At 65.1% G+C, this 21,035-nt stretch carries 20 protein-coding genes; 7 read left to right on the top strand and 13 right to left on the bottom strand.

Translation table 11 applies throughout. The annotated features are described in order from the left end of the window. Nucleotides 1–88 precede the first annotated feature (88 nt). From ACE103_RS17260 to ACE103_RS17245, 4 genes are all read right to left on the bottom strand, one after another. Nucleotides 89–1,840 carry an NAD+ synthase gene (locus ACE103_RS17260; RefSeq protein WP_375780416.1) on the bottom strand — a complete coding sequence of 584 codons (1,752 nt, stop codon included), beginning with the start codon at nt 1,838–1,840 and terminating at the stop codon, nt 89–91. A 90-nt stretch (nt 1,841–1,930) separates the two neighbouring features. Next, nucleotides 1,931–3,076, bottom strand: a complete 1,146-nt coding sequence (locus ACE103_RS17255; RefSeq protein WP_375780415.1) for an NAD(P)/FAD-dependent oxidoreductase — start codon at nt 3,074–3,076, stop codon at nt 1,931–1,933. Then, on the bottom strand, nt 3,073–3,432 hold the full coding sequence (locus ACE103_RS17250; protein ID WP_229170836.1) for a diacylglycerol kinase: 360 nt from the start codon (nt 3,430–3,432) through the stop codon (nt 3,073–3,075). Before ACE103_RS17250 ends, ACE103_RS17255 begins: the two co-directional genes overlap by 4 nt. A 30-nt stretch (nt 3,433–3,462) precedes the next feature. Beyond that, on the bottom strand, nt 3,463–4,851 hold the full coding sequence (locus ACE103_RS17245) for a class II 3-deoxy-7-phosphoheptulonate synthase (protein WP_375780414.1): 1,389 nt from the start codon (nt 4,849–4,851) through the stop codon (nt 3,463–3,465). A gap of 146 nt (nt 4,852–4,997) precedes the next feature. Here ACE103_RS17245 and ACE103_RS17240 point away from each other — a divergent pair, with 146 nt between their 5' ends. Next, nucleotides 4,998–5,924 carry an alpha/beta fold hydrolase gene (locus ACE103_RS17240; protein ID WP_375780413.1) on the top strand — a complete coding sequence of 309 codons (927 nt, stop codon included), beginning with the start codon at nt 4,998–5,000 and terminating at the stop codon, nt 5,922–5,924. A 293-nt stretch (nt 5,925–6,217) separates the two neighbouring features. Here the strand turns inward: ACE103_RS17240 and ACE103_RS17235 are convergent, their stop codons facing one another. From ACE103_RS17235 to ACE103_RS17205, 7 genes are all read right to left on the bottom strand, one after another. After that, nucleotides 6,218–6,571: a cupin domain-containing protein gene (locus tag ACE103_RS17235; RefSeq protein ID WP_375780412.1), complete on the bottom strand. Its 354-nt coding sequence runs from the start codon at nt 6,569–6,571 to the stop codon at nt 6,218–6,220. Nucleotides 6,572–6,628: 57 nt separating this feature from the next. After that, a complete protein-coding gene (locus tag ACE103_RS17230) occupies nt 6,629–6,832 on the bottom strand; it encodes a DUF2934 domain-containing protein (protein WP_375780411.1) in 204 nt (67 codons plus the stop codon). A gap of 439 nt (nt 6,833–7,271) precedes the next feature. Further along, complete coding sequence (locus tag ACE103_RS17225) at nt 7,272–8,357, bottom strand: alpha/beta hydrolase family protein (protein ID WP_375780410.1); 1,086 nt, start codon at nt 8,355–8,357, stop codon at nt 7,272–7,274. A gap of 48 nt (nt 8,358–8,405) precedes the next feature. Continuing rightward, nucleotides 8,406–9,791, bottom strand: coding sequence for a glutathione-disulfide reductase (gor, locus tag ACE103_RS17220; RefSeq protein WP_375780409.1), 1,386 nt, complete (start codon nt 9,789–9,791; stop codon nt 8,406–8,408). Nucleotides 9,792–9,944: 153 nt separating this feature from the next. Then, complete coding sequence (locus tag ACE103_RS17215) at nt 9,945–10,478, bottom strand: DUF2059 domain-containing protein (protein ID WP_375780408.1); 534 nt, start codon at nt 10,476–10,478, stop codon at nt 9,945–9,947. A 23-nt stretch (nt 10,479–10,501) separates the two neighbouring features. Continuing rightward, a complete protein-coding gene (rpiA, locus tag ACE103_RS17210) occupies nt 10,502–11,200 on the bottom strand; it encodes a ribose-5-phosphate isomerase RpiA (RefSeq protein WP_375780407.1) in 699 nt (232 codons plus the stop codon). Between the two features lie 106 nt (nt 11,201–11,306). Beyond that, nucleotides 11,307–12,140 carry an SDR family NAD(P)-dependent oxidoreductase gene (locus ACE103_RS17205; RefSeq protein ID WP_375780406.1) on the bottom strand — a complete coding sequence of 278 codons (834 nt, stop codon included), beginning with the start codon at nt 12,138–12,140 and terminating at the stop codon, nt 11,307–11,309. A 74-nt stretch (nt 12,141–12,214) separates the two neighbouring features. Here ACE103_RS17205 and ACE103_RS17200 point away from each other — a divergent pair, with 74 nt between their 5' ends. From ACE103_RS17200 to ACE103_RS17175, 6 genes are all read left to right on the top strand, one after another. Next, nucleotides 12,215–12,895, top strand: coding sequence for an HAD hydrolase-like protein (locus tag ACE103_RS17200; RefSeq protein ID WP_375780405.1), 681 nt, complete (start codon nt 12,215–12,217; stop codon nt 12,893–12,895). 161 nt (nt 12,896–13,056) lie between these two features. Beyond that, a complete protein-coding gene (locus ACE103_RS17195; protein WP_223973392.1) occupies nt 13,057–13,521 on the top strand; it encodes a hypothetical protein in 465 nt (154 codons plus the stop codon). Between the two features lie 279 nt (nt 13,522–13,800). After that, nucleotides 13,801–14,835 (top strand): GTP 3',8-cyclase MoaA, encoded by a 1,035-nt coding sequence (gene moaA, locus ACE103_RS17190; protein WP_375780404.1) that lies wholly within the window; start codon nt 13,801–13,803, stop codon nt 14,833–14,835. Nucleotides 14,836–15,183: 348 nt separating this feature from the next. Then, nucleotides 15,184–15,723, top strand: a complete 540-nt coding sequence (locus ACE103_RS17185; RefSeq protein ID WP_375780403.1) for a TRAP transporter small permease subunit — start codon at nt 15,184–15,186, stop codon at nt 15,721–15,723. Then, entirely contained in the window at nt 15,720–17,324 is a 1,605-nt protein-coding gene (locus ACE103_RS17180; protein ID WP_375780402.1) for a TRAP transporter large permease subunit, read from the top strand. The genes ACE103_RS17185 and ACE103_RS17180 overlap by 4 nt, the downstream gene beginning before the upstream one ends. Before the next feature lie 224 nt (nt 17,325–17,548). After that, nucleotides 17,549–18,853 carry a M20/M25/M40 family metallo-hydrolase gene (locus ACE103_RS17175; protein ID WP_375781123.1) on the top strand — a complete coding sequence of 435 codons (1,305 nt, stop codon included), beginning with the start codon at nt 17,549–17,551 and terminating at the stop codon, nt 18,851–18,853. Between the two features lie 39 nt (nt 18,854–18,892). Here ACE103_RS17175 and ACE103_RS17170 read toward each other — a convergent pair whose 3' ends face one another. Together ACE103_RS17170 and ACE103_RS17165 are read right to left on the bottom strand one after the other, a co-directional pair. After that, nucleotides 18,893–20,227, bottom strand: coding sequence for a sensor histidine kinase (locus tag ACE103_RS17170; RefSeq protein WP_375780401.1), 1,335 nt, complete (start codon nt 20,225–20,227; stop codon nt 18,893–18,895). A 2-nt stretch (nt 20,228–20,229) separates the two neighbouring features. Next, entirely contained in the window at nt 20,230–20,904 is a 675-nt protein-coding gene (locus ACE103_RS17165) for a response regulator transcription factor (protein WP_092125557.1), read from the bottom strand. Nucleotides 20,905–21,035: the final 131 nt, after the last annotated feature.

The following is a 21,035-nucleotide window of genomic DNA, read 5'->3' as shown; positions in this document are numbered from 1 at the left end:
GCTCATTACATTTTGAGCGTGATCTCCGCGCAAACGCTTACGCGTTTGTCGCGTGGGAAAACCGGTCTCCACTTTTCCGGATCACGCTCTACCCCTCGAACGCTTCCGCTGACGCGCGCGAACCGCGCGTCACTAGCTTCTCGTCCGGCGCCGGCAGCGCCTTGCCGAAATCGCGGAAGCGGTTGGTGATGGGATAGCGGCGGTCGCGGCCGAAATTCTTCCGCGTCACCTTCACGCCGGGCGCCGCCTGCCGCCGCTTGTATTCGGCGATGTTGAGCAGGCGGTCGACGCGCGTCACCACATCGCGGTCGAAACCGGCTTCGATGATGGTCGCGAGCGGCTCCTCGCGCTCCACCAGCCGCTCGAGGATCGCATCCAGCACCTCATAGGGCGGCAGCGAATCCTGGTCGGTCTGGTTCTCGCGCAATTCCGCGGTCGGCGGCCGGATGATGATGTTGACCGGGATCACCTCGCCCGAGGGCCCAAGTGCGCCGTCCGGCTTCCATTCATTGCGCAGGCTCGAGAGGCGGAACACCTCGGTCTTGTAGATGTCCTTGATCGGGTTGAAGCCGCCATTCATGTCGCCGTACAGCGTCGCGTAGCCGACCGACATTTCCGACTTGTTGCCGGTCGTCACCACCATGGCGCCGGTCTTGTTGGAGATCGCCATCAACAGCGTACCGCGGGCGCGCGCCTGCAAGTTTTCCTCGGTGATGTCGCGCTCCAGCCCTTTGAACACCGGCGCCAGGATTGTCTCGAAGCCGTTGACGGCGTCGGCAATCGGCAGGATCTCGTAGCGGATGCCGAGCGCGGCGGCGAGCTTGGCGGCATCGTCGAGCGAGACCTGCGCGGTGTAGCGGAACGGCAGCATCACGCCGCGCACCTTGTCGGCGCCGAGTGCATCGACCGCGATCGCCGCACACAGCGCCGAGTCGATGCCGCCGGAGACGCCGAGCAGCACGCCGGGAAAACCGTTCTTGCGGACATAGTCGCGCAGGCCGAGCACGCAGGCCGCGTAATCCGCCTTGTCACCTTCGAGTTGCGGCGTGATCTGCCCATTGCAGCGCCAGCCGTCCGCGGTCTTGCGCCAGGTCAGCGTCGTGATGTTCTCCTCGAACGCCGGAAGCTGCGCCGCCACGGAGAGATCGGCATTCAGCGCAAACGAGGCGCCGTCGAAGATCAGCTCGTCCTGGCCGCCCATCTCGTTGAGATAGATCAGCGGCAGCCCGCTCTCGGTGACGCGCGCGACCACGATCGAGAGCCGGAGATCGGCCTTGTCGCGCGCATAGGGTGAGCCGTTCGGCACGATCAGGATCTCGGCGCCGGTCTCGGCCAGGCACTCGACGACGTTTTCGTAGTCCTCGGATTCCTCGAGCCAGATGTCCTCGCAGATCGGCACGCCGATGCGCACGCCGCGCACCGTCACCGGGCCCGATGCCGGGCCACGCGCGAACAGCCGCTTCTCGTCGAACACGCCGTAGTTCGGCAGATTGGCCTTGAAGCGGAGCGCCGCGATGCGTCCGCCGTCGAGCAGCGCGCAGGCATTATAGAGCTTGCGGTCCTCGACCCAGGGCGTGCCGATCAGCATCGCCGGGCCGCCATCAGCGGTCTCGCGCGCCAGTTCCTCGATCGCGGCACGGCAGGCCGACTGGAACGCCGGCTTGAGCACCAGATCCTCCGGCGGATAGCCGGCGACGAACAGCTCCGACAGAACCACGAGGTCGGCGCCGTCGGCCTTGGCTTTCTCGCGCGCCGCACGCGCTTTCGCGGCGTTGCCGGTGACGTCACCGACCGTCGGATTGAGTTGCGCCAGGGTGATCTTGATCTGTTGTTCGCTCATAGCTTTATGTTGTCCCGCACAACGGCAAACTGCAATGGTCGTCCGATCATGGTGCGATTGCAGAAATCGCACTGGGATCTTGGGCGCCAATCAGGGGGCAAGCTCCGCCCTCACCTCGCCGAGCAGCGCCATGCCACCCAGCCGGCCCAATTCGTCCGAACATTTCGCGCTCTTGCCATAGCAGCCGAATGCGACCCTGACCCGCTCGGAAAGTGGTCCGATGCTGGGCAAGCCGGTGTCGCCGAAGGTGGTCATGCAGGGCACGACGCGGCGTTCCTCGAATTTGAGATCGCGAATGCGGTCAAGGATCTGGCCTTGCAGCCGATCGGCGACGTCAACCGATCCGCCCGATCGGAACCAGTCCTTGATCTCAGCCTCGCTTTCGAGCGCACGATCGACCGGATCGCCGCCGAGCTTCAGCCAGCTCTGGCCGTCCGGATATGGGATCGGCGGCAGAATGTAGGGATTGTCGCCCTTCGGCCCGAGACACCGCATCGAGGGCATGCCGGCGAGGCGTTGTACCTCCGCCGCACGGAGTCGGAACAGCGCCGCAGTCCGCGCATAGACCGTGAAGCCCAGCGATCGGCCGAGCAGCGATTGGGTGTGCCCGCCGGCCGCAACCAGCACACGCTCGGCCTCCACGCTGCCCGATCGCGTCCGGATCGTCACACCGGAGCCGCTCTCCGAGATCCCCAGCGCCGGCTCGTCGACGATCCGGGCGCCTGCGCGCTCCGCCGCGATGGTCTGCGCCCGGACCAGGCGGCGCGGTGAGATGTAACCGGCCTTGCGCGGCTCGAAATAGCCGAGCATTCGCGCCGTCGATTTCAGGAACGGAAACCGCTCCGCGAGCGCTGCATCCTGATAGGCTTCACACGCGATCCCTTCGTCGGCGCAGACTTGGCCGACCGAGGCGACATCGGTGGTCTCGCGATCACCGATGTGAAGCGCACCGGCTTCGCGGTAGAACTCGACACCACTTTCCGCTGCAATCTCGCCGTAGCGCGCGATCGCAGCGCGGTTCATCTGCCGCCAGAACGGCTGCGGATCGTAGACCCGCGTGATGCGGCCCTCATCATAGTGGCTGCCGAACACGCCGCTGTGCTGCGAGAAATTGACCGGCTCGTCGGGCCCGATCAGCGCGACCTCATGGCCCATCTTGCTCAGATGTCGCGCGGCCGCCGAGCCGATCAGTCCACGTCCGATCACCGCAAGCTTGATCGGCTTGTCAGTACTCACGACGAGAACGCACCCAGGCGTTCGGCGAGGGCGAACAGCCAGAACAGCCCGGCCATCACGAGCGCGACGCCGACGGCGGCGGAGCCCATATCCTTGACCCGGCCGATCTGCGGATCGTGATCCATGGTCAGGCGGTCGGCGAGCTTCTCGATCGCGGTGTTGAGCAGCTCGATCACCAGCACCAGCACCACGGTCGCGACCAGCTCGACCCGGCGCATCACGGTGGCGCCGACCAGCCAGGCCAGCGGCACCGACAGCACCAGCGCGACGACTTCCTCGCGAATCGCCTGCTCCGAGCGAATGGCGAACGCCAGCCCGTTGCGCGAGTTGATGGTGGCTCGCCAGAACCTCAGCAAGTCACTGCCCTCAAGTCACCTGCCCCCAACTCACATTCCAGCAGCGGCCGGCATCGGTTTGACCTTGCCTGCGCGCTCCTGCTTCAGCAATTCGGCGATCAGGAAGGCCATGTCGATCGACTGTTCGGCGTTGAGGCGGGGATCGCAGACCGTGTGATAGCGGTCGTTGAGATCCTCGTCGGTGATGGCGCGCGCGCCGCCGATGCACTCGGTGACGTCCTGCCCGGTCATCTCCAGATGCACGCCGCCGGCATGGGTGCCCTCGGCGGCATGGATCTGGAAGAATGCCTTCACCTCCGACAGCACGCGGTCGAACGGCCGCGTCTTGTAGCCCGAGGTCGAGGTGATGGTGTTGCCGTGCATCGGATCGCACGACCACACCACCTTGCGCCCTTCCCGCTGCACGGCGCGGATCAGGCCGGGCAGATGGTCGCCGACCTTGTCGGCGCCGAAGCGGTTGATCAGCGTCAGCCGTCCCGGCTCATCCTCGGGGTTGAGGATGTCGATCAGCTTCAGCAGTTCGTCCGGCTTCAGCGACGGACCGCATTTCAGGCCGATCGGATTCTTGATGCCGCGGAAATATTCGACATGGCCGTGATCGAGCTGGCGGGTGCGGTCGCCGATCCAGATCATATGGCCGGAGGTCGCGTACCAGTCGCCGGTGGTGGAATCGACGCGCGTCATCGCCTGCTCGTAGCCGAGCAAGAGCGCCTCGTGGCTGGTGTAGAAATCGGTGGCGCGCAGCTCCGGATGGCTCTCGAGATCGAGGCCGCAGGCGCGCATGAAGTTCAGCGCGTCCGAGATGCGGTCGGCCAGTTCCTTGTAGCGGCGAGATTGCGGCGAATCCTTCAGGAAGCCGAGCATCCATTGATGCACGCTGCCGAGATTGGCGAAGCCGCCGGTCGCGAAGGCGCGCAGCAGGTTCAGCGTCGCCGCGGATTGGCGATAGGCCATCAGCTGGCGCTGCGGATCGGGAATCCGCGCCTCCGGCGTGAAGGCGATGTCGTTGACGATGTCGCCGCGATAGCTCGGCAGCTCGACATCGCCCTGTTTCTCGGTCGGCGACGAGCGCGGCTTGGCGAACTGGCCTGCGATGCGGCCGACCTTCACCACCGGCAGCGCGCCGGCATAGGTCATGACGACGGCCATCTGCAGCAGCACGCGGAAGAAGTCGCGGATGTTGTTGGCGCCGTGCTCGGCAAAGCTCTCGGCGCAGTCGCCGCCCTGCAACAGGAAGGCCTCGCCGGCGCAGACCCGCGCCAGCGCCTTCTTCAGGCTGCGCGCCTCGCCCGCGAACACCAGCGGCGGAAAGGTCGCAAGCTGGGTCTCGACATCGGCCAATGCCTTGGCATCGGGATAATCGGGCACCTGCAGCACCTTCTTGGCGCGCCAGCTATCGGGTGTCCACCGCTCGGACATGAGGTCAACTCCTGAGCAAAAACCGCGACTTAATCGACGGGAAAGGTGGGCTTATACACAGCCGCCCGCCCCGCCGCTAGAAGGATTCCTGCAATCCCGTCAAACTCTTGCAGGAAAATACGAATTCGCATTTGCTAGACCATACCATGAATGCCAGGAAAACTGCCGCAGCCTCCGCCACGCTAGACGACGTTTTTAGCGACGACATCGTCGTGCCGGCCGCGGACGGCTATCCGCTCGCCGCGACGCTGTTCCTGCCGCGCGGCAGGAAGCGCCACGCCGTCCTGATCAACTCGGCGACCGCCGTGCCCCGCAAGGTCTATCGCGGCTTTGCCGGCTACCTCGCCCGCCGCGGCGCGGCGGTCTTGACCTACGACTACCGCGGCACCGGCGAGAGCAGGCCGATGGCGGCGACCGGCCTCAACAGGCCGAAGTCGCTGGCCGGCTTCAAGGCCACGATGGCGGATTGGGCCGCGCTCGACACCACCGCGGCCGTGAACTGGATGCGCTATCGCTACCGCGACCTGCCCTTCGCCTATGTCGGCCACTCCTTCGGCGGCCAGGCGCTTGGGCTCCTTGCCAACAACGCTGAAATTCCGCGCGCGCTGCTGGTCGCCTCGCAGGCCGCCACCTGGAAGTTGATGGCCTCGCCCGAGCGCTACCGCGTCGTCGCCTTCATGAACGGCATCGGCCTGCCGCTGGCGCGCACGCTCGGCTATGTCCCCGCCTGGGCCGGTCTCGGCATGGACCTGCCGCGCGGCGTGTTCGAGCAATGGCGCGGCTGGGTGATGCGCGAGCGTTATCTGCTCGATGATGCCACGCTCGCGGCGCGCGTGAATTTTCCGAAGTTCAAGGGCAAGCTCCGCGCGCTTGCGATCACCGACGACACCTGGGCAACGCGGCCGGCAGTCGAACTGTTGTGCTCCGCCTTCACGTCGATCACCCCGGAGATCATCTCGATCCACCCCGCCGATGCCGGTGCGAAAGCGATCGGCCATTTCGGCTTCTTCCGCAGCGAGCACCGCGACGCCCTGTGGCGCGGCGCCGCGGAATGGCTCAAGGCGGAGAGCTAGGCGCAATCGAACCTTCGTCATTACGAGGAGCGAAGCGACGAAGCAATCCATTGCTCCGCATATGCGGTGAGATGGATTGCTTCGCTTCGCAATGACGAGCTCTTGATTTAAGGGTCAAACAGCATATTCGGTGTCATCGCCCGGCTCGACCGGGCGATGACAGTTCGGACACCGACTTGTGCCGGTTGCGGGTACTAGCCGAGCATGGTTGCTGCGGCGAAGCAGCGAAATTAATTATTGCTTATTTCGTAAGCGCATTCTTGGTTCCCACCTCTTGGGGCCCGGCACCGATCTCACACCACCTTCCGAGGCGCAGCCGTCGCCTTATCACCTGTGTTCGGCGTCCCCGTCGGTTCGATCAGCAACAGATGCACCTCTTCCCTTGCGACGGGTCGATGCTCGACGCCCTTCGGCACGATGTACATCTGGCCGGGATGCAATGTGATGGTGCGATCGCGCAGCTCGATGTCGAGCACGCCTTTCAGCACGAGGAAGAAGTCGTCGGTGTCGTCATGCTTGTGCCAGACGAACTCGCCCTGCACCTTCACCACCATGACGTCGCAGGCGTTGAATTGCGCGACGGTGCGCGGCGACCAGTGATCGGTGAATGTCGACAGCTTCTGCGAAAGATCGATCGCGGCGCTCATGATGCCTCCGGGTCCGGGCCAGCTTGCCGGGCTCGTTAGCTCAGGCGCGCGACGCACTCAATGCACGCCCCTCAACTTCTCCGGATACGTTCCGTTGTGCCCGTTGACCTCGCAATGCGCCTCGCCGTTGGCGGCCTTGCGCTCGAGCAGCTCGCGTTCGGCCTTGTACCAGAGCTGATCCATCTGGCCCGGCGGTTCGCCGGCGTCCTTCCACAATTCGTAGGCGCGGGTCCGAATCTCCTGCTCGGTTGGGCCTGTCATGGGCGGCTCCCTCAATTTGAGACATCAAACTGTTTGGAGTGGAACTGCCAGCATAGCGCAAGGTTCCAAGGCGCGCGAGATCGCCGCGCTGCCATCTGTGCACAAGCGCCGTTGCGCAGGCCATTTGCCGGAAGCTGGGTCTGATTTGAGCGCGCGCGAAGAGCGGCCTATGCGCGTCAGCAAGGGTGCCCTAGTTCCCGCGACCCGATGCGGCCGCCGACAGCGCGCTGTCTTGCGGAGGCCCACCTACCCCTTTTGAGGTATGAAACCTTTGCGCGCTCCCACAGACTTAAGGTTATCAGGATTTTGCCATCACCTTCCTGGGGCTAGAGACAACGCCGCTCGCATGTATTTTAAGCGGGCGGCGTTGGACTTTCAGGCAGGGCTCGCTCCGTCCCCCCCCCCCCCCGCGAGAGCCGCACCAAGGCGCCGCGGTTGTTCAGCGCAAGCTTGCGGTGAAGAAATCGAGCGCAAGGCCGATCGTCTCGGCATGGACCGCGTCGCGGTCTGTGCCGTCGGGATCGCGGCATACGGCTCCGATCACCAGACGCCCTACCACAGTACAGCTGTCGAAGAAGACGAAATGGCCCGCGCGCGGAAACAGCTTCAGCGTCGCATGGGGAATAGCCTTGCCGAGCGCCTCGGCGCCCGAGGCCGGCGGCGTGATCTCGTCGGCGCTTCCCGCGACGATCGCGACCGGGATCGATATGGCGCCAAGACTCTCCGGCGTGAAGGCCGGCACCGGCCCCGGCGCCATCGCGAACACGGCGCGAACGCGCTCATCGCGATAGGACTGGCCACCAAGGCTGTAGCGCTGCCGGAAATCGGGATCGGTGGTCAGGCGTATCACGCTCTTCTGGCGCAGTTCCGTCGCGCCAGGCTGTGACGTACACAACGCGTCAGCGGCGGGCGAGCGGCAGAATGCCTGAGTCCGCTCCGGATCGGTGATGCCGCCGGCGATGGCGATGACAGTGTAGCCGCCATAGGAATGGCCGACAGCGCCGATCCGCGCCGGATCGATCCGGTCGCCGAAGGTCCGGTCGGTGCGCATGGCGTCAATGACCCGGCTGAAGTCGACGGCGCGCAGCCACTTCAGCGCATAACCGTCGACAGTCCTGTCCTCGGATCGATTGTTGCCGGGGTGATTGACCGCAACGGCGATGAAGCCGTGCGCCGCAAGCCCCGCGCCGAGCCAGGCGAGATCGGTCGCAAGGCCGCCGAAGCCATGGGACAGCAGAACGAGCGGACGCGGTGGCCCCTCTGCCGGCGGTGCATCAGGCGCGGCGCGTCCGGTGCTGACGAGCGGGACGAGGCGTGGTCCGATCCATTGCGGCTGCTCGTGCGCATCGGCCGCAGCCGGATACCAAATCACGGCGCGGAGCATGTGCGTCCCGGCACCGCGCCAGTCGTAAGGCTCGGCCGGAATGAAATCGCGCGTGGTGACGCCGACCTTGAATACGGCGTCCTCGGCAGATGCGAGATCCGGTCCCGCGAGCATGATCAGCAAGAGCGCCAGAAACCTCATCGGGATCTCTCCCTCCGGGGCGCAGGATCACCCCGGATGGCGTGTGCCCTACTCCGCCGCCTGGCGGACGTGGCGCGCGGTTGGCGTCCGCATCGTCACCAGCTCTTCCGAGGCGGTCGGATGCAGCGCGACGGTGGCGTCGAAGTCCGCCTTGGTCGCCTTCATCTTGACGGCGATCGCAACGGCTTGCGTGATCTCGGCGGCGGCATCGCCGACGATGTGGCAGCCGAGCACGCGGTCGCTCGAACCGTCGACCACGAGCTTCATCAGCACGCGGGTGTCGCGGCCGGACATCGTCGCCTTGATCGGGCGGAAATCGGTCTTGTAGATGTCGACGTGGCTGTACTGCGCCCGCGCCTCTTCTTCCGTGAGGCCGACGGTGCCGACCTCAGGCTGCGAGAACACCGCGGTCGGGATCGTCGCGTGGTCGACCTGCACCGGGCGCTTGCCGAACACGGTGTCGGCGAAGGCATGCCCCTCGCGGATCGCGACCGGCGTCAGATTGGTGCGGTGGGTGACGTCGCCGACCGCGTAGATGTTGTCGACCGAGGTCTTCGACCAGCCGTCGACCTGGATGCCGCCATTGGCGGGATTGATGGCGACGCCGGCGGCCTCCAGCCCGAGACCCCTGACATTGGGATGCCGGCCGATCGCGAACATCACCTGGTCGGAGGCGATGCTGGAGCCGCTGGACAGATGGGTGGTGTAATCCTTGCCGTGCTTGTCGACCTTCGACACGGTGCAGCCGGTGATAATGGTGATGCCGCGCTTCTCCATCTCGGTACGGACATGCTTGCGCACGTCCTCGTCGAAGCCGCGCAGGATGTTGTCGCCCCGATAGACCACCGTCACGTCGGAGCCGAAGCCGGCGAAGATGCCGGCGAATTCCAGCGCGATGTAGCCGCCGCCCTGGATCACGATCCGCTTCGGCAGCTCTTTCAGGTGAAAAGCCTCGTTGGAGGAGATCACGTGCTCGATGCCGGGAACGGCCGGGCCGTGATTGGGCGCGCCGCCGGTGGCGATCAGGATGTATTTCGCCGTCACCTTCTCGCCGGTGGCGAGGCGGATGGTGTGGGCATCCTCCAGCACCGCGCGGGTCTTGACGATCCTGGCGCCGGACTTCTCGACATTGGTGGTGTAGGCGCCCTCGAGCCGGGCGATCTCCTTGTCCTTGTTGGCGACGAGCGTCGCCCAATCGAACGAGACCTGACCGATGCTCCAGCCGAAGCCGGCCGCGTCCTCGATCTCCTGGTGGACGTGGCTGCCGATCACGAACAGCTTCTTCGGCACGCAGCCGCGGATCACGCAGGTGCCGCCCATCCGGTATTCTTCGGCGACCATGACCTTCGCGCCATAGTTGGCGGCGATGCGGGCGGCACGAACGCCGCCCGAACCACCACCGATGACAAACAGGTCGACGTCGAACTCGGCCATGGCAACCTTCTTTCTTCCTGCTCCCTCGCCCCGCTCTTGCGGGGAGAGGGTTGGGGTGAGGGGCTCTCTCCACGATCCAATTCGCGGAGAGTCCCCCTCACCCGGCGCTGCGCGCCGACCTCTCCCCGCAAGCGGGGCGAGGTGGCAACCGCCTTAGATATCCTTACCGCGCTTCTTCATCTCGGCCTTGAACTGGCCGTTGACGATCACGCCGAACTGCTGCGCCCATTGCTGCATATATTGCAGCGATCCGTTGATTGCCGTGGGCTCCGCGGTCAAAAGCTTCTGACCGAGCGGGGTCTTGTAGAACGTCACGAGGTCCTTCAGCTCCTGCTCGGTGAACTCGGCGGCGTAGATCTGCGCCATGCCGTCGCCGATCTCCTTCTCGCCGCCCGCGAATTGCTTGGCGACGATCACCGCGACCTCGTCGAGATCCTTCTGGTAGTTCAGGTACTGCTGCAGCAGACCGGTCTTGGTCTTTTCGATGATGCCGGGAACGGCGCCGGAATACATCACCGCCACGTTCTTCATCGTCAGGATTTCCTTGGCAGCCGCAATCGCCGCCGGGGTCGACTGCTTGACCTTGGGCATCGGAGGCAGCTGCTGCTGCGCCATGGCCGGTGCGGCCGCGAGCGCCAGTCCAGCCGCCAGGGCCGCTACCGACAAAAGTCCCGAAAAACGCTTCATTCCAAGTCTCCTTGCTTGCGGCGCTATCGCCGTTCAACAACCCGAATTCCCTGTGCGCCGGCCAGAACGGCGACGCTGCCGAGCCCGATGAACAGACCATGTTCAACCACGCCCGGGATCACGCTGAGCAAACCGGCGAGACGCGGCGGGTCGCCGATCCGGCCGAGATGGGCATCGACGATCCAGTGGCCGCCATCGGTGACAAAAACGTGACCGTCCTTGCCCTTACGGACGATCATTTGGCCGGACACGCCGGCCTCGGCGAACGCCCGCGCCATCGCGGCCTGGGTCGCGGCGAGCCCGAACGGGATCACCTCGACCGGCAGCGGAAAGCGGCCGAGCACGTCGACCCATTTGCTGTCGTCGGCGATCACGATCATGCGATCACTGGCGGCTGCCACGATCTTCTCGCGCAGCAGTGCGCCGCCGCCGCCCTTGATCAGATTGAGCGCGTGGTCGATCTCGTCGGCGCCGTCGATCGTGAGGTCGAGATGATCGACCTCGTCCAGCGTGGTCAGCGGAACCCCGCAACGGATCGCATCCGCTCGGGTCGCCTCCGAGGTCGGCACGCCGATCACCTTCATGCCTGATCGGACCTTCTCGCCGAGCAGCTCGACGAAATGCTTGGCGGTCGACCCGGTGCCGAGCCCAAGCGTCATGCCGTCACGCACTTCTTCGAGCGCGCGCGCCGCCGCCTGGCGTTTCAGTGCGTCCATGTCCACGGCCGATAGCCCCTCGGTTGTCCGTTACGGGCGCGCCATCGGCCGCCCGGCGGGCGCATATCTAGCCTCGATTCACGGGCAGGAATAGCGCCATCCGGGCCCGTCTTTAGGCCGAAACGGCATCCATCGCGGCCAAAATCGCCGCAAAACGGTCCTCGACCTCGGCCCGCATCCCGGGGTGGGTGAAAACATAGAGCTGGTCGTCGTGAATCGCGGCCAGCACGCGGGCGGCAACCGACGCCGGATCGAGACCGGCTTCCAGCCGGCGCGCGATCTCGGCGACGACAGCGGCCATCGGGCTTGCCGGATCGAGCTGGCGCGGCGGCCCGTAGTGCTCGAGGCGATTGCGCCCGCTCTCGCCGATCCGGGTCCGCACATAGCTCGGACAGAGCACGCTAACGCCGATCCCGAGCGGCTTCAGTTGCGCCGAAAGCCCTTCTGAAAGGCTGACGACGGCGAATTTGGTCGCCGAATAAGGGCTGACGCCGAGCCCGGCATTCATGCCGGCCATCGAGGCGGTGTTGACGATATGGGCGCCCTCACCGTGCGCGCGGATATGCGGCAGGAAGCTTCTGATGCCATGCACGACGCCCATCAGGTTGACGTCGATCACCCAGCGCCAGTCGTCGACCGAGATCTGGTCGATGCCGCCGCCACCCGCGACGCCGGCATTGTTGCAGACGACATGGACGTTACCGAAGGCGCGGAACGATGCCTCTGCCGCGCGGTCGACACTTGCGGGATCGGCGACGTCGCAGACCACGCCACGGACATCCGCGCCGCCGGCCCGCAGCGCTTCGACGGCCTTGTCGAGCGCGCCGATTTCGATGTCGGCGAGCATCACCTTCATGCCTTTACGCGCGAACGCGGTTGCCATGGCGAGGCCAATTCCGCTGGCCGCGCCGGTGACAAAAGCGGCTTTTCCGGCAAGTTCCCGCATCCGAGCCTCCCTTTTTTGCGCGACCCTAGCATCTTCGCTTGCATCGTGCCGCGCTGCCCGATAGCCAGAAACAGATGTCCGCCTCCTCTCCCCCCATCATCGTGTTCGATCTCGACGGCACGCTGGTCGACACCGCGCCTGATCTGATCAGCGCGCTGAATTATGTGCTCGACCGCGAAGGCCTGCGGCCGGTTCCGCTGTCGGCGGCCCGCAACATGATCGGCGCCGGCGCGCGCAAGCTGCTTGAGCGCGGGCTCGAGGTGGACGGACGCGTGGTCAGCCTCGCGGACCTCGATCGTCTGACCAAGGATTTCATCGACTATTACGCCGAGCACATCGCCGACGGCTCGCGCCCGTTCGACGGGCTTGAAGCCGCGCTCGATCGGCTCGCGGCCAAGGGCCATCGCTTCGCGGTCTGCACCAACAAGCTGGAGTGGCTGTCGAAGCTGCTGCTCGATCGGCTCGGATTGACGCCGCGGTTTGCCGCGATCTGCGGCCAGGACACGTTCGGTGTCGCCAAGCCCGATCCGGCGTTCCTGCGCGAGACGGTCGCCCGTGCCGGCGGCAAGCTGCCCGGCGCCATCATGGTCGGCGATGCCGGTCCCGATGTCGGGGTCGCCCGGCGCGCCAGCGTCCCGGTGATTGGCGTCGATTTCGGCTATACTGACGTCCCGATGACCGAGCTGAAGCCGGACCGGCTGATCAGCCATATGCGCGATCTGCCGGACGCCGTCGCCAGCCTCGGCGCAGCATAATCTTTCCGCAACACGTTGATATTGCTTGGCAATGATCTGCCATGCGAATTTTCCATTAACCATCCTTTAACGAACAGACCTCCCCCTGTTGCACCTCTGTTCCGACGCTCCTATGGTCGCGCCGGGGATTGTGGCTGATTGCCGCAGTAAGAGTGTGGATCATGCGTCGTACCATCGTGATTGCGGCCGCCGGGCTGAGCCTGGCGGGCTGCTCTTCGTTCTCATTGGATTCGTTCAAGTCGGCACCGCCGCCGATGCAGGTGCAACTGGATTCGGCCCCGCAAGGCGCCGACGCCGTGACCTCGATCGGACCGGGTTGCAAGACGCCCTGCTCGGTGTCGATCCCGGCGCCGGAGGCCAACTTCACCGTTACCTTCAACATGCCGAAGTTCCAGCCGGCGACGGTGCCGGTGACGGTGACCCGCTCGCCGGGCGACTTCACCAGCCCGGCCACCACCACGCTCGATCCGAGCCCGGTGTTCGCCGAGCTGCAACCCGCCGGCCCGCCGCCGCGCGGGCACAAGGCGATGCGGCCGAAAAAGAAGAAGCCGAAGCCGGCTGCCGCTGCGGCTCCTGCCGCTCCGGACGCCGCCGCACCGCCGCCGGCCGCCGCGCCCACGCGCTGACGCGCAACGCTGCGCGTATCTGATCGAGATTGCACTGCACAAGAGCCCGGCCCAAAGCCGGGTTTTTGCATTTTGTGGAGACTCATCGGCGATTGCGATCATGCATCGCGCGATCTGTCTCACCTATCGCTTTGCAATTGGCGTTGCAGGTTGCGGATCATCCATTGGAACGCATTGTGACGGCGTGCCAACATGCATAGATTGCGTGTGCGGGGCCCGTCACGGCCCGGCGCTCTGGGAACGCCTTGGTTGAAGGCTTGGCTTGAAGGCTTGGGTTGAATGAACGGATCCACGCAGGCGCAGTCCGACACGCTGTTTCGTCCGATGACCGATCCGTTCGGCCGGACGATCCGCTACCTGCGCGTCTCCGTCACCGACCGCTGCGACCTGCGCTGCTTCTACTGCATGTCGGAAGACATGACCTTCCTGCCGAAGGCCGATCTGCTGACGCTGGAAGAGCTCGACCGTCTGTGCTCGGCCTTCGTCGCCAAGGGCGTGCGCAAGATCCGCCTCACCGGCGGCGAGCCGCTGGTCCGCCGCAATGTGATGGGCCTGGTGCGCTCGTTGTCACGCCACCTTTCGACCGGCGCGCTCGACGAATTGACGCTGACCACCAACGGTTCGCAGCTCGCCCGCTTCGCGCAGGAGCTGGCCGATTGCGGCGTGCGCCGCGTCAACGTCTCGCTCGACACGCTCGACCCCGTAAAATTCCGGGCCATCACCCGCTGGGGCGACATCGACAAGGTGCTGGCGGGCATCGAGGCGGCGCGATCGGCGGGGCTCGCGGTCAAGATCAACGCGGTCGCGCTGAAGAACATGAACGAGGACGAGATTCCCGCGCTGATAGAATGGGCGCATGGCAAGGGCATGGGCCTGACCTTGATCGAGGTGATGCCGATGGGCGATATCGGCGAAGGCCGCATCGATCAGTACGTTCCGCTGTCGCTGCTGCGCGCGCGGCTCGAGAAGCACTACACGCTGACCGATCTCGCCGACGACACCGGCGGCCCTGCCCGCTATGTCCGGGTCGCCGAGACCGGCGGCAAGCTCGGCTTCATCACGCCGATGACCCACAATTTCTGCGAATCCTGCAACCGGGTGCGGATCACCTGCACCGGCACGCTGCACACCTGCCTCGGCCATGAGGACGCCTCCGACCTGCGCCGGCCGCTGCGCGCCTCCGACGACAACGATCTGCTGTCGGCGGCCATCGACCGGGCCATCGGGCTGAAGCCGAAGGGGCACGATTTCATCATCGACCGCCGCCACAACCGCCCGAGCGTCAGCCGCCACATGAGCGTCACCGGCGGCTAGCTATAAAGCCCGCTGCCGACGCCTGCGACGTCCCCCGATTACCAAGGCGGGACAACGATTTGCCGCGCCGTCAATTTGCCCATTTTCCGATTGACGGCGTTCGACGGCGCTGATTTGGTGCCCCGGCTTTCACGCTCGCCCGGCCGGATAGGCCGCTGCCCCTGTCGGTACCCGCCGACGATCCGGCAGCCAAGAGCAACGAACAACGGCGGAAGCGGATTTCGGGGGAGGACGATCGCTTGCAACTGCTCCTGAAGGTGAGCCGTGGCTCCGTGCGCATGCGCGCGGCGGCCTGATGATGCTTGAGAAGATATTCGGTGCGCAGATCGCGCGACCGCGGAGATCGTGATGCGCCCAATGTTGGCACTCAGTCAGGCCATCGACCGACTGAACGAGAAGATCGGATACGTCTGCAATCTCCTCGTCCTGCTCGCCTGCTTGGTCAGCGCCGGCAACGCCATGATCCGTTACGCGTTCAGCTACTCCTCGAACGGCTGGCTCGAGGCGCAGTGGTACATGTTCGCGATCCTCGTGATGTTCGGCGCCTCCTACACCTTCAAGCGCAACGAGCATGTGCGCGTCGAGATCCTCTATCTGATGCTGTCCGAACGTGGTCAGCTCTGGCTCGACTTGATCGGCACCCTGTTCTTCCTGATCCCCTCCTGTCTGCTGCTCGCCTATCTGTCCTGGCCGTTCTTCCACCAGGCCTACGCGGTCGGCGAGATGAGCGGCAATGCCGGCGGTCTGCTGCGCTGGCCGATCAAGTTCGTTATCCCGTCCGGCTTCGTGATGCTCGCGTTGCAAGGCGTCTCCGAGGTGATCAAGCGGATCGCCGCGCTGCAGGGCTATGTGACGATCGACGCGAAGTACGAGAGGCCGACGCAATGACGATTACGCTGGAGATGATGCCGCCACTGATGTTCGGCGGCCTGATCATTGCAATGCTGATCGGCTACCCGGTGGCGTTCACGCTCGCCGCGGTCGGCCTGTCGTTCGGGTTTCTCTCGATCTATCTCGGCTTCTTCGACCTCAACTTCCTGCAGGCGATCCCGGGCCGCATCTTCGGCAGTGTGCTGTCCAACGAGCTGTTGCTCGCGATCCCGTTCTTCACCTTCATGGGCGCGATATTGGAGAGATGCGGGCTTGCCGAGGACATGCTGGATTCGATGGGCCAGCTGTTCGGCCCGATCCGCGGCGGCCTCGGCTATTCCGTGATCATCGTCGGCTTCATCCTCGGCGCCATCACCGGCACGGTGGCGGCGCAGGTGATCGCGATGGCGCTGATCTCGATGCCGGTGATGATCCGCTACGGCTACAATATCCGCTACATCACGGGCGTGCTCGCCGCCTCCGGCACCATCACGCAACTCGTCCCTCCCTCTCTCGTCCTAATCGTGCTCGCCGACCAGCTCGGCAAGTCGGTCGGCGACATGTATCTCGGCGCCTGGGGCCCGTCGGTGTTCCAGATCCTGCTGTTCGCCGGCTACACCTTCCTGCTCGGCATCTTCAAGCCAAGCCATGTGCCGGCGGTGCCGATCGAGGCGCGCACGCTGACCGGCTGGGCGCTGTGGAAGAAGTGCCTGCTCGGCATCATCCCCTCCGCGGTGCTGATCTTCGTCGTGCTCGGCACCATGATGATGGGCCTTGCGACCCCGACGGAAGCCGGCGCCATGGGCGCGGTCGGCGCCATCGTGCTCGCCGCGATCCACCACAAGGATTTCAGCGCGACCGGCCGCAAGGTGCTGATGACAGGCGTGATCGCCGGCGGCATCGGCACCATCATCGCGATGCTCTACACCGAGAACCTGCTCTTCAAGCTCGCCTTCGCGATCACCTACGCCGCGGTGGTCTGGATCTGCGCCGAGGCCGTCAAGATCCCGGACCTGCGCGACCTGATCAAGCAGGGTTACGAGACCACCATGCGCATCACCTGCATGGTCACCTTCATCCTGATCGGCTCGACCTGCTTCTCGGTGGTGTTCCTCGGCGTCTCCGGCGGCGTCTGGCTCGAGCACCTTCTGACCTCGCTGCCGGGCGGCGTCTGGGGCTTCCTGATCTTCATCAACCTGTTCATCTTCTTCCTGGCGTTCTTCCTCGACTTCTTCGAGATCGCCTTCATCATCCTGCCGATGATCGCGCCGATCGCGCAGAAGGTGCTGGCGCCGGTGGTCGGCCCCGACGCCGCGCTGATCTGGTTCGGCGTCATGCTCTGCGTCAACATGCAGACCTCGTTCCTGCATCCGCCGTTCGGCTTCGCGCTGTTCTATCTGCGCGGCGTGGCGCCGAAGGAAGTGAAGAGCTCCGACATCTACTGGGGCGCAATGCCCTGGATCGGGCTGCAGGCGATCATGGTGGCGCTGGTGATCGCATTCCCGGTCGTCGTCACCGGACTGCTCGACAAGCCGCTCGATGTCGACCTCAACAAGGTGAAGATCGAGGTGCCGCAGATCGAGCTGCCGCCGCTCGATTTCGGGCAACCGAAGCAGTAGCCGGCGTCAGCTTGTTCGGCGTGCCTAGAGCATTTTCGGTTCTGATTGAATCAGAACCGAAGCTCTAGATTCTTGTTTTGACGCGTTTTCTTTACGCGAACCGGTGTCCACTTCGCTCGAAAACGCTCTTGCGGAAGTGGGGCACGCTGGAACCGTTGACGGCGGCATCAAGTCCTGTGAAGACGCGGGGATACGGATCGTCCTCCAACTCACAGATGCCGCCCATGCCCCAACCGCATCCCGCCCGTTCATTCGTTCGCCCGCTCGTCGCATCCCTCGGCCTGGCCTCCCTCAGCCTGGCGTTTGCCGCTGCCACAGCACATGCGGCGCCGGCGGCCGACATTCGCGCACTGGCGCAACAGGAGCAACAGCCGCTGCTCGACACCCTGCGCGACCTCGTGCAGATCGAATCCGGCAGCAAGGACATCGAAGGTCTCAATCAGATCGCCGCGCGCATCGCCGGCCAGCTCAAAGAGCTCGGCGGCGCGGTGGACATCCTGCAGACCACCGACATCTACCGGCTGGACGACACGCCGGAGAAGATCGGCCCGGCCGTGCAGGCCGTCTTCAAGGGCACCGGCAGCGCGAAGATCATGCTGATCGCGCACATGGACACGGTGTATCTCAAGGGCATGCTGAAGGACCAACCCTTCCGCGTCGATGGCGACAAGGCATACGGCCTCGGCATCGCCGACGACAAGCAGGGTATCGCCACCATCCTCCACAGCGTGGCACTGCTGCAGAAGCTCAACTTCAAGGACTACGGCACGCTCACGGTGCTCATCAACGGCGACGAGGAGATCTCGTCGCCCGGCTGGCGCAGCACCATCACCCGCGTCGCCTCAGAGCAGGATGCCGTGTTCTCGTTCGAAGGCAGCGACGCCAGCGGTACGCTGCGCCTCGCCACCAGCGGCATCGGCTCGGCCTACCTCACGGTGCATGGCAAGTCGTCGCATGCGGGCGCGAGGCCCGAAGGCGGCGTGAATGCGCTCTATGAGCTGTCGCACCAGGTGCTGCAGATGAAGGACCTGTCGAAGCCAGAGCAGGGCCTGAAGCTGAACTGGACGGTTTCCAAGTCCGGCACCAACCGCAACGTGATCCCCGCCGAGGCCACCGCCCAGGCCGATGCGCGTGCGCTCAAAGTGTCCGACTTCGACGAGCTCGAGACGGCGCTGCAGGACAAGATCAAGAACCGCCTGCTGCCCGACTCCAAGGTGGACGTGAAGTTCGAGGTACGCCGCCCGCCGCTCGAAGCCAACGACGCCTCGCGCCGCGTGGCCGGCCACGGCGAGACGATCTATCACGACCTCGGCATGCCGCTGAATGTGGCCGAGCGGGCCACCGGCGGCGGCACCGACGCCGCGTTTGCCGCCCTCAAGACCAAGGGAGCCGTGGTTGAAGGCATGGGCCTCTCCGGTTTCGGCGCGCACTCCAACGATGCCGAGTATGTGCAGATCAACAGCATCGTGCCGCGCCTGTATCTGACCACGCGCATGATCATGGACCTGTCCGACGGCAAGCTGAAGTAGGCCGGCCCGCGGCACGACAGGTGCCGCAGGCCGTGCCGCTCAGGCGGCCGCCGGCTCTGTCTTGGCGAGGCGGAAGCTCAGCGTAAACTGGGCACCGCCGGACGGCAGGTTCTCCACCCTGATCGTCGCGTCGTGATCGTCGACGACGCCGCGGACGATCGAGAGCCCGAGCCCCGCCCCGTCGGTACGCTGGCGCTGGCGATCGCCGCGCCAGAAGCGCTGGAACACCAGGCCCTGCTCGGCGGGCGCAATCCCTGGCCCGCAGTCGCGCACCTGCACCGAACCGTCCTCGTGCACCTCGACATCGACCGAGGTCGCATCGGCGGTGTACTTGATGGCGTTTTCCGCCAGATTGAAGATCGCGCGCTGCAGCATCTCGGCATTGCCCCTGACCCGCACCGGACCGTCGGTGCCGCGCAGCGCGATATCCTTCTGCTGCGCCAGCGCATAGGGCGCGATCGAGCCGACCACCTCGGCGCACACCGCGCGCAGATCCGCGGTTTCGCCGGGGTCCAGCACCAGCGTATCGAGCTCGGCGATCTCGAGCAGCTGGCTGACGATGCGGCTCATGCTCTCGATGTCGGCATGCAGCTCCTTGGTCCCCTTGGCTACATCCAGCGTCTCGATCCGGGTCCGCAGGATCGCGAGCGGGGTGCGCAATTGGTGCGCGGCATCGGCAGTGAACTGGCGCTGCACGTGAAAGCCGTCCTCAAGACGATCGAAGGCCTGGTTGACGGCGGTCACCAGCGGCACGATCTCGCTCGGAATCCCCTCCGTCGGCAGACGAATGTCGGTCCTGGCTGGTCCGATGGCCCTGGCCTCCTCCGAAGCCCGCAACAGCGGAATCACGGCGCGGCGGAAGATCAGGATGTCGGTCGCCAGCAGGATGAGGAGGATCGGGATGGTGATCCAGCCGACCCGGCGGAAGAAGTTGGAAACGATGTCATCGATGATGACGTCGCGATGCGACAGATCCTCGGCGACCTGGATGCGCAGCGTCTGGCCGCCGACGAGTTTGGTGGCGCTGGCGCCGGAAATCCGGTCGGCCAGGGCCGGCAGTCGCGGCGCGCCGCGATGCGACGAAAACAGCAGATTGTCGTCCGCATCGTAGATGTCGTAGCGATAGCGGCCATAGGCGTCGGAATAGAGCCCCCTCAGGCTGTCCGGCAGATTGAGCTGCACCTTGCCGGCGGAATCGACCACGAGGTTCTGGCCGAGATCGGCGGCCTGATCGCGCATCGCTTCGCGATGCAGCTGGTTGATCTCCGAATTCAAGAGCCACAGCAGCAGCAGCGGCAGGAAGATCGCGGCGACCGCGACCGCCACGATGTGCAGGAACACGATCCGCGAAGTCAGCGACGTGAAACGGAACACCCCTATTTCTCCTCCGCCATCAGATAGCCGACGCCGCGAATGGTGTGGATGATGACCTTGGCGCGGTGCTCGGTGAGCAGCTTGCGCAGCCGCGACACGTAGACCTCGACCGCATTCGAGGCGACCTCGCCCGACAGGCCGAATATGTGATCCTCGACATTCTTCTTCGGCACCACCCGTCCCTGCCGCCGCAGCAAGATTTCGAGCACCGACGTTTCACGCGCGGAGAAGACGTGCGGAGCACCGTCGACGAACACCTGCTTGCTCTCGGTGTCGTAGACCAGATTGGCGAGCTTCAGCGATGAGCCGAGCAGCTGGCCGGGCCGGCGCAGGATGGCTTCGAGCCGCGCCACCAGCTCCTCCAGCGCGAACGGCTTCGCCAGATAGTCGTCCGCGCCGCTGCGCAGGCCGTTGACCCGATCCTGCAGGCCGTTGCGCGCGGTCAGCACCAGGACCGGCAGCGGGTCGGTCTTGCGGCGCAGCTCCGACAGCACCGACAGACCATCGCCGTCAGGCAGACCGAGATCGAGGATCATGGCAGCATAGGTGACGCTGCGCAGCGCATCACGCGCCTCGGCAACGCTGTTGACGATATCGGACTCATATCCCGCCGCCACCAGCCCGCTCGCGAGCAGTCGCGAGAGCTCTAGATTGTCCTCGACGATCAGAAGGCGCATCGCAGCAGTCCTGTTTTCATTCGACCGGTCTTCCGTTTGCACACCTTGTTGCGATGCGCCAGCCTAGCGACAATTCCGCAACAGATCGCGCGCTGAGCAATCCCGATGTGCAAACGATACGCATTTAAGCA

Origin of the sequence: Bradyrhizobium sp. ma5 (assembly GCF_042258955.1) — a bacterium.
Classification (GTDB): Bacteria; Pseudomonadota; Alphaproteobacteria; order Rhizobiales; family Xanthobacteraceae; genus Bradyrhizobium.
This window is presented reverse-complemented; position numbering and strand designations above follow the sequence as displayed.

What these genes read in the sequence shown, in the direction of transcription:
- ACE103_RS17260 (WP_375780416.1), bottom strand. Translation starts at nt 1,840, where the DNA reads ATGAGCGAACAACAGATCAAGATCACCCTGGCGCAACTCAATCCGACG.
- ACE103_RS17245 (WP_375780414.1), bottom strand. Translation starts at nt 4,851, where the DNA reads ATGTCCGAGCGGTGGACACCCGATAGCTGGCGCGCCAAGAAGGTGCTG.
- ACE103_RS17240 (WP_375780413.1), top strand. Translation starts at nt 4,998, where the DNA reads ATGAATGCCAGGAAAACTGCCGCAGCCTCCGCCACGCTAGACGACGTT.
- ACE103_RS17235 (WP_375780412.1), bottom strand. Translation starts at nt 6,571, where the DNA reads ATGAGCGCCGCGATCGATCTTTCGCAGAAGCTGTCGACATTCACCGAT.
- ACE103_RS17230 (WP_375780411.1), bottom strand. Translation starts at nt 6,832, where the DNA reads ATGACAGGCCCAACCGAGCAGGAGATTCGGACCCGCGCCTACGAATTG.
- ACE103_RS17225 (WP_375780410.1), bottom strand. Translation starts at nt 8,357, where the DNA reads ATGAGGTTTCTGGCGCTCTTGCTGATCATGCTCGCGGGACCGGATCTC.
- gor (WP_375780409.1), bottom strand. Translation starts at nt 9,791, where the DNA reads ATGGCCGAGTTCGACGTCGACCTGTTTGTCATCGGTGGTGGTTCGGGC.
- ACE103_RS17215 (WP_375780408.1), bottom strand. Translation starts at nt 10,478, where the DNA reads ATGAAGCGTTTTTCGGGACTTTTGTCGGTAGCGGCCCTGGCGGCTGGA.
- ACE103_RS17205 (WP_375780406.1), bottom strand. Translation starts at nt 12,140, where the DNA reads ATGCGGGAACTTGCCGGAAAAGCCGCTTTTGTCACCGGCGCGGCCAGC.
- ACE103_RS17200 (WP_375780405.1), top strand. Translation starts at nt 12,215, where the DNA reads ATGTCCGCCTCCTCTCCCCCCATCATCGTGTTCGATCTCGACGGCACG.
- ACE103_RS17195 (WP_223973392.1), top strand. Translation starts at nt 13,057, where the DNA reads ATGCGTCGTACCATCGTGATTGCGGCCGCCGGGCTGAGCCTGGCGGGC.
- moaA (WP_375780404.1), top strand. Translation starts at nt 13,801, where the DNA reads ATGAACGGATCCACGCAGGCGCAGTCCGACACGCTGTTTCGTCCGATG.
- ACE103_RS17185 (WP_375780403.1), top strand. Translation starts at nt 15,184, where the DNA reads ATGCGCCCAATGTTGGCACTCAGTCAGGCCATCGACCGACTGAACGAG.
- ACE103_RS17180 (WP_375780402.1), top strand. Translation starts at nt 15,720, where the DNA reads ATGACGATTACGCTGGAGATGATGCCGCCACTGATGTTCGGCGGCCTG.
- ACE103_RS17175 (WP_375781123.1), top strand. Translation starts at nt 17,549, where the DNA reads ATGCCCCAACCGCATCCCGCCCGTTCATTCGTTCGCCCGCTCGTCGCA.
- ACE103_RS17165 (WP_092125557.1), bottom strand. Translation starts at nt 20,904, where the DNA reads ATGCGCCTTCTGATCGTCGAGGACAATCTAGAGCTCTCGCGACTGCTC.